Source organism: Planomonospora algeriensis, assembly GCF_977012225.1.
This window is the reverse complement of the sequence record NZ_CDRNDK010000333.1, coordinates 1-7,271: the sequence shown is the minus strand read 5'-3', so window position 1 is coordinate 7,271 and position 7,271 is coordinate 1. Positions and strand designations below refer to the sequence as shown.

Annotated in this window: 6 protein-coding genes; 2 read left to right on the top strand and 4 right to left on the bottom strand. The window is 74.1% G+C overall.

Going from position 1 to position 7,271, the window contains the following annotated elements; all coding sequences use genetic code 11:
- Both ACWJ6R_RS26505 and ACWJ6R_RS26500 read right to left on the bottom strand, forming a co-directional pair.
- Nucleotides 1-977 (bottom strand): AAA family ATPase (locus ACWJ6R_RS26505; protein ID WP_449064838.1); only part of this gene is annotated, 977 nt, incomplete at its 3' end.
- Nucleotides 978-2,105, bottom strand: a complete 1,128-nt coding sequence (locus ACWJ6R_RS26500) for an exonuclease SbcCD subunit D (RefSeq protein WP_449064837.1) — start codon at nt 2,103-2,105, stop codon at nt 978-980.
- A gap of 342 nt (nt 2,106-2,447) precedes the next feature.
- Here ACWJ6R_RS26500 and ACWJ6R_RS26495 point away from each other — a divergent pair, with 342 nt between their 5' ends.
- Complete coding sequence (locus tag ACWJ6R_RS26495) at nt 2,448-3,779, top strand: alpha/beta hydrolase family protein (RefSeq protein ID WP_449064836.1); 1,332 nt, start codon at nt 2,448-2,450, stop codon at nt 3,777-3,779.
- 116 nt (nt 3,780-3,895) lie between these two features.
- Here the strand turns inward: ACWJ6R_RS26495 and ACWJ6R_RS26490 are convergent, their stop codons facing one another.
- Together ACWJ6R_RS26490 and ACWJ6R_RS26485 are read right to left on the bottom strand one after the other, a co-directional pair.
- Complete coding sequence (locus tag ACWJ6R_RS26490) at nt 3,896-4,834, bottom strand: alpha/beta hydrolase (protein WP_449064835.1); 939 nt, start codon at nt 4,832-4,834, stop codon at nt 3,896-3,898.
- Nucleotides 4,835-4,839: 5 nt separating this feature from the next.
- On the bottom strand, nt 4,840-5,721 hold the full coding sequence (locus tag ACWJ6R_RS26485) for an enoyl-CoA hydratase-related protein (protein WP_449064834.1): 882 nt from the start codon (nt 5,719-5,721) through the stop codon (nt 4,840-4,842).
- A 245-nt stretch (nt 5,722-5,966) separates the two neighbouring features.
- Here ACWJ6R_RS26485 and ACWJ6R_RS26480 point away from each other — a divergent pair.
- On the top strand, nt 5,967-7,271 hold a 1,305-nt coding region (locus ACWJ6R_RS26480), incomplete at its 3' end, for an LCP family protein (protein WP_449064833.1).

The following is a 7,271-nucleotide window of genomic DNA, read 5'->3' as shown; positions in this document are numbered from 1 at the left end:
CGGTGTAGCGGGTGGACAGCGCCGCGGCGAGCCGGCCAGCGCCCCGGCCATCCCAGGGGGTCGTCCTCCATCCAGGCGGCCGCGTCCCGCGTCTCCGCGGTGTGCTCCGCGGAGACCGCCGGCTCCGGGGAGGCCGCGGGTCGCGGCACCTCCATCCCCGGGAGCACCGCGAGGACCCCGGCCTCCGGCTCCGGGGACACCGCCGGGGCGTCCGGCTCCGGCTCCGGGAGCACCGCGAGCAGCCCGGCCTCCGGCTCCGGGGACACGCCGGCGGCCACCGACGCGGCGAGGGCGTCCAGGAGCTCGGGACCCGCGGCCTCCTGGACGCGGTCGACGACGGAATCGACCTCCCGGCGCAGGGCCTGCTGGTCGCGGAAGGCCGCGGTGCGGCGGTCGGCGAGCCAGGACTCGGCGGCGGCGTAGACCTTGACCGAGAAGAGCCGCTCCAGCACCTTCCGGCGCTCATCGCCGTCGGCGCGCAGGAAGTGCGCGAAGGCGCCCTGCGGCAACATCGCGACCTGGCAGAACTGCGCCAGGTTCATGCCGAGCAGACCGCCGATCAGATCGCCCGCCTCGTCCATCCGGGTGGTCAGGCCGGTCCACTCTCCGGAGGGCGCGAGCTCCTCCAGCAGCACCTTGGCCTGCTCCAGGGTGGTGCCGGTGCCGCGCTGCTTGGGCCGCTGCCAGGCCGGCGAGCGGGTGACGCGCAGCCGGCGGCCCCGGACGGTGACCTCCAGGACGACCCGCGGGCCCCGGCCCGGCGGGGCGTGGTCGCAGCGCAGGCTGCGGGCGCTGTTGCGCTGGCCGGGCACCTGGCCGTACAGGGCGAAGCAGAGCGCGTCCAGCACGGTGGTCTTGCCCGCGCCGGTGGAGCCGTGGATCAGGAACAGCCCGGCCTCGGCCAGGGCGTCGAAGTCGACCTCCTCCTCGCCCGGGAACGAGCCGAAGGCGGTGAGCTGCAGACGGTGGGGGCGCATCTACGCCATCGCCTCCTTGGCGCGGGACTCCTCGACGGCCTGCCGGAGCAGCCGGGTCTCCTCGTCGTCGGCGGCCTCGCCGCGCACCTCGCGGACGAAGTCGAGCACCACCTCGATCTCGGGGCGGCCGGCCAGCCGGGGCCGGGCCGCGCTCTCCGGCGGCCCGCCCTCGGGTTCGAAGGAGAGCGTGAGCGCGTGCGGGAAGCGGGTGCGCAGGCGCTCCATGGCGCTCTTCGGCCGGACGGGGTCGGTCAGCACCACCTGCAGCCAGCGGTCCTCGTGGTCGGCGTGGGCGTCCGAGGCGAGCAGGTCGTCGAGGCGGCCTTCGAGGCGGCCGAGCCTGCGGGGCACCGGGGCCTCGGCGAACTCGGCGCCGGCGAACCCGCCCGGGCCGATCTCCACCAGCCAGGAGCCCTTGACCTGGCCGAGCTCGGAGAAGGAGTAGGCGATCGGGGAGCCGGAGTAACGCACCGCCTCACTCATCCGCTGGCGGCCGTGCAGGTGGCCGAGGGCCGTGTAGTCGACGCCGTCGAACACCGAGACCGGGACGTGCACGACGCCGCCGACGCTGATGTCGCGCTCGCTGTCGCTGGCCTGCCCGCCGGTCACGAACGCGTGGGCCAGCACCACCGACCGGGTGCCGCGGCGCGCGAGGTCGGCCCGGATGAGGGACATGGCGTGCCCGATGGCGGCGGTGTGGGTGCGCTCGGGCAGCTCCCAGGGGCCGCGGACCAGCTCGGGCTCCAGATAGGGGATGCCGTAGAACGCCACGTCGCCGACGAGCACGGGGGCGCCGACCCGGGCCGGGTCGGTGCGCAGGTGCACGCCCGCGGTGTCGATCAGGTCGGCGCCGAAGCCGAGGCGGCGCGCGGAGTCGTGGTTGCCGCTGATCAGCACGGTGCGCACGCCCTCGGCGACCAGCCGCCGCAGCGCCTCGTTGCACAGGTCGACCGCGTCGACCGACGGCAGCGCCCGGTCGTAGACGTCGCCCGAGACGACGACCACCTCGACCCGCTCGGCCCTGACCGTCTCGATCAGATGGTCGACGAAGACTCCCTGGGCCGCCAGGAGGCTCTCCCGGTGGAACGAGCGGCCCAGGTGCCAGTCCGATGTGTGCAGCACCCGCATGACGCTTGAAGCTAACAGGACTCGGAGACATATGCCGCCACTCCCACCTCCCCGGTCTCATCGATATCCACCGGATACCCACGCTTCCTCCGCGCTGGGTAGGGTTGAAGATCGGAGACGGACACTCGGACGGACGGCCATCGGGGAGCGGAACGGCATGCGCGTGGGCCGGGGCGTGTTGAGCGTGGCCGCCGGCCTGATCATGGCCGCCCTGGCGACGGTGGGCTACACCCTGCCCCCGCCGTTCGATCCGTCGCCGCTGACCGCGGACCCGGTCTTCCGCACGCTCCCGCCGCAGCCCGCCCACGAGCTGCGGCCCGTCTCCGCGACGCGCCCGTCTCCGTGCGGAACGTCACCGTGCCGGCCGCGGGCACCACCCTGGAGGCGACGATCCGCGCGCCGCTCACCCCGGGCAGGCATCCCGCGCTGGTCTTCGTGCAGGGGGCCGGACCGGGCGTGCGCGACGAGTTCGACGCGCAGGCCGAGTGGCTGGCCAGGGCCGGGATCGTCACACTCGTCTACGACAAGCGGACCGTCGGCTACGACTTCCGCCACCGCGACTTCGGCCTGCTCGCCGACGACGCGCTGCGCATGCTGGCCGAGCTGCGCGGGCGCGCCGACGTGGACCCGGCCCGCGCCGGGCTGTGGGGGGTCAGCGAGGGCAGCTGGGTGGTGCCGATCGCGGCCTCCCGCAGCGCCGACGTCGGCTTCGCCGTACTGGTCTCCGCCCCGAACGTCTCGCCCGTGCGGCAGGTCAGCTGGGCGCTGGGCGAGCAGCTGGACCGGCTGCACGCCCCGAGCGGGGTACGCGAGCTGCTCATCCGGGCGATGTCCGCGGTGGACATGAACTTCCTGCGCCACGACGGCGTGCCGGCGCTACGCGGGACGCGCCGGCCGGTGCTGGCCCTGTACGGCACGCGCGACCCGTCGATCCCGTTCGTGGAGAGCAGCCAGACCCTCACCCGCGCGCTCGCCGAGGGCGGCAACTCCGCCTACACGATCCGCTACCTGGAGGGGGCCGACCACGGCATGCGGGTGCACGGCGGGCCGTTCGCCCCCGGCTATCTGGAGACGCTGGCCAACTGGGTCAGGGGCCTGCCCGGCACGGCGGATCCCGCGGCGCCCCCCTCCGGTTCACCGCCCTCCCCGCGCATCGCCGGCGCCACCCCGGTCCAGCGCTACGAGGCCAGCGACGTCCCGGCCGCGCCGTGGTACGCCGGGGGCACGGTCCTGGGGCTCACGCTCTGCCTGGCCGCCGTCGGCTACGTGGCCGGCCCGGTGGCCGCGATGGTGGTACGGCTGCGCGGCAGCCGCCCCCAGGCCGAGGCCAACGCCCGGCTCTGGCCGCCCATCCGGCGCCGGTTCCGCCGGATGGCGTGGACGGGGGCCGGGCTCCTCGCCTCGGTGCTGGCCTTCATCACGCTGCTGGTGCTGTTCTCGGTCAACCAGGCGGGGGCCTGGCCCGCGGTCCTCGCCGGCTGGCTGGTCGTCCGGGGGCTGGCCGTGCTGATGCTGCTGCAGGAGGTGACGGCCACCGCCGCCGTCGTCTCGGCGCTGCGGGAGGGCTGGCAGCCCAGCCGCCCGCAGCACGTCGCGATCGCCGGGGTGCTGGGCAGCACCGGGCTGCTGCTGGTCGCGGCGGCCTACTACGGCCTGTTCGCCTTCCCCTGGTGACCGTTTCCCCGGGGGCCGTGCTCGCCGTCTCCCGGGCGCCCCCGGCGGCCGGTCCCGGGGACGCCGGCTCCCCCGGGGCGGCGGACGCCGGGAACGGCCCCGGGAGCGCGGCCCGCTCAGCGGTAGCAGGCCAGCCAGCGGTCCATCTCGGCGAAGACCTGCTTGCGCGCGGGTTCGGGCGACAGCACCAGGTCGTGCATGCCGCCGGGCACCCGGACGCAGGTGACGTGGCCGCCGATCCTGGTCGACCAGCGGGCGATCTGCTCGGGGTCGAGCACGGTGTCGGCGCCTTGGGCCTCGGGGGCGAAGTCGCGCAGCCGCAGTCCCTTCTCCGCGCAGAGCACCAGGACCGGCACGTCCACGCGCAGGCCGCCGTGGAGCCGTCTCTGGGCGCGGCGGATCGCCGCCAGCCAGGCGGCGTGCACCGGGAACCCGCCGACGGGCTTCCACTCCAGGTCGAACTCCCACTCGCCGTGGTGGTCGCGGTGCAGGCTGGTGCCGTACGCCGTGGACAGCCCGAGGGGCAGTACGGCGCGGGCGGGCAGGCGGGAGAGCGGCAGGTGCAGGACGTCGGCGGCCAGGCGCAGGTGGCCGGGGACGTTGAGGTCGAGGAAGGGGCTGTTGAGCACCAGGTTCTGGACCAGCCCCCGGCCCCTGACCCGGTCGGCCCAGAGCGCGGCGACGAGCCCGCCGGTGGAGTGGGCGTTGAGGATCACCTCCTCGTGGCCGTGCTCGGCCCGGATGATCCGGACCGCCTCGTCGATCTCCGGGAAGTACTCGGTGACGCTGCGCACGAACCCGCGGGTCTGGTGCGGCAGCAGCGAGCGGCCGTACTTGCGCAGGTCAAGGCCGTAGAAGTCGATCCCCTGGGCGGCGAAGTGCTCGGCCAGGTGGGTCTGGAAGAAGTAGTCGGTGAAGCCGTGCAGGTAGAGCACGGCCCTGCCGGTGGGGTCCGCGGCGCGGCGCCGGACGAGGGAGGCGACGACCTCGCCCTCGTAGTCGTCCGGCAGCGGCAGGACCGTGAGCTCGTAGTCGGGGCCGAGAACGTCGTGCATGCGCTTCAGGATATTTCGTACGGGTTGGCGGGCCAGGCGGGTACGGCGTCCGGCAGATCCCGGCTGACCTTCATCGGGAATTCCGCCGGGCGCTTCTCCAGGAAGGACGTGACCCCCTCGGCCGCGTCCGGGGCGGCGCCGAGGACGTTCATCAGGATCGAGTCGGCGCGGTGCGCCTCCCAGGGGGAGGCGGCCGACAGGCCCGACCACATGAGCCGGCGGATGGCGGCGACCGAGACGGCGGAGGTGTTGTCGGCGATCTCGCGGGCGAGCGCGTAGGCGGCCGGGAGCAGGTCGGCGGGGGCCAGGACCCGGGAGACCAGGCGGCCTTCGAGCGCCTCGGCGGCGGGGAAGACCCGGCCGGTCGCGGCCCACTCCATCGCCTGGGAGATGCCGACGATCCGGGGCAGGAACCAGCTGGAGGCGGCCTCGGTCACGATGCCGCGGCGGGCGAAGACGAAGCCGAACTTCGCGGTGTCGGAGGCGAGCCGGACGTCCATGGGGAGCGTCATGGTCACCCCGACGCCGACGGCGGGGCCGTTGATCGCGCCGATGACCGGCTTGAGCGAGCGGGCGATGCGCAGGGCCACCGTGCCGCCGCCGTCGCGCGGCGAGCCGTCGACGGTGTCGGCGCCGCCGAACATCTCCCCGGTCCTGCGGTGGTTGAAGGTGTCGCCGCCGCCGCCCAGGTCGGCCCCGGCGCAGAAGGCCCGGCCGCGTCCGGTGACGACCACGGCGCGCACCGCGTCGTCGGCGTCCGCGCGGTCGAAGGCCTCGATCAGCTCGGCGCGCATCACGTAGGTGAAGGCGTTGAGGCGCTCCGGGCGGTTGAGCGTGATGGTGGCCACACCGTCGGCCACGCCGTACTCGATCTCGGTGAAAGACATGACCGAATCTTATTCCAGTTCAAATGTCTGGATTAATCGGGATGTTTTTCTGATGTGTTCACGCGCTCTTCGCCTGCGCGACCTGCCCTTCCGCCTACCATCTCCTGTGCGGCGCACGAGTGCGCGAGCCCGCGGAGGCGAAGCGCGCGGAGCACGGCGAGCGCACCGGGAAGTGCGGAGAGCGCGGGAAACGGGGAGCAGGTGCGGGACAGATCAAAGCCGCCCGGGATCGGCGCGGTCATCGGGTGGACGGCGCTGTCGGCCATCGCGCCGGGGGCCGCGCACCTGCGGGCGGGCGGCGCCGGACCGGGCTGGCGCTGCTCTCGCTGTACGCCGTGCTGCTGCTCGCCCTGCTCTGGATCGGGCTCACCTCCGACCTCGGCAGCCTCGCCGGGCAGCTGCTGGCGTCGTCCTGGCTGACGGGCGTCACCGTGGCCTCGCTCGCCCTGGGGGTCGCCTGGTTCGCGCTGGTCGTGCACTCCTTCATGGTGCTGAACCCCGGCACGCTGCCCGCCACGGGGCAGGCCGCCGCCGGGACGGTCGCCGGCGTGCTCGCGGTGGCCGTGCTGCTGCCCTTCGGGTTCGTCGGGCAGTACGCCGCGGTCTCCCAGGCCACGATCGAGGGCGTCTTCACCTCCCCGGCCGCGACGCTCCCCGCCGGCCGCGAGCAGGATCCGTGGGCGGGCCGCGGCCGGGTGAACATCCTGCTGCTCGGCGGCGACGCCGACGACCACCGGCCCGGGGTGCGCACCGACAGCATCAACGTGGCCAGCATCGACGTGCGCACCGGCAACACCGTCCTGTTCAGCCTCCCGCGCAACCTGGAGAACGTCCGCTTCGTGCCGGGCAGCCCGATGGCCAAGCGGTTCCCGAACGGCTTCCGGCTCCCGCTCGGGCCCGGAGGCGGGCGCGAGGACCTGCTGTTCGCGGTCTGGGAGTACGCCGACGCCCACCCGGAGATCTTCGGCGGCCGCAAGGGGCAGGGCGCCCGGGTCCTGATCGACACCGTCGGCTACACGCTCGGACTGAAGATCGACTGGTACGCCCTGGTGAACATGTGGGGCTTCGCCCGCCTCATCGACGCGCTCGGCGGCGTGACGATCACCGTGCCGCACGACGTGGTGTTCGGCAAGTACAACGAGGGCGTGGTCAAGGCGGGCAGGCGCAGGCTCGGGGGCGCCGACGCGATGTGGTTCGCCCGCTCGCGCACCTACAGCGACGACTTCAGCCGGATGGGACGCCAGCGCTGCGTGCTGGGCGCCATCCTGCAGCAGGCCGACCCGGCGACCGTGCTGGCCCGGTTCAACCAGGTGGCGCTGGCCACCAGGGAGCTGATCACGACCGACATCCCGCTCCCGATGCTGGAGCACCTGGTCCCGCTGGCGCTGAAGGTCAAGGGCGCCAGGGTGACCAGCGTGCAGTTCGTGCCGCCGCTGATCAACACCGGCTACCCCGACTGGACCAAGATCCGCGCGGTCACCGCCAAGGCCATCCGCGCCTCAACCGCCGCCCCGCCGACCGCCACCACCCCCACCGCCGCCCCCGTCGCC

Bases quoted from the DNA above. Each gene is read 5' to 3' on its own strand.
- ACWJ6R_RS26500 (WP_449064837.1), bottom strand. From the start codon at position 2,105: ATGCGGGTGCTGCACACATCGGACTGGCACCTGGGCCGCTCGTTCCAC.
- ACWJ6R_RS26490 (WP_449064835.1), bottom strand. From the start codon at position 4,834: ATGCACGACGTTCTCGGCCCCGACTACGAGCTCACGGTCCTGCCGCTG.
- ACWJ6R_RS26485 (WP_449064834.1), bottom strand. From the start codon at position 5,721: ATGTCTTTCACCGAGATCGAGTACGGCGTGGCCGACGGTGTGGCCACC.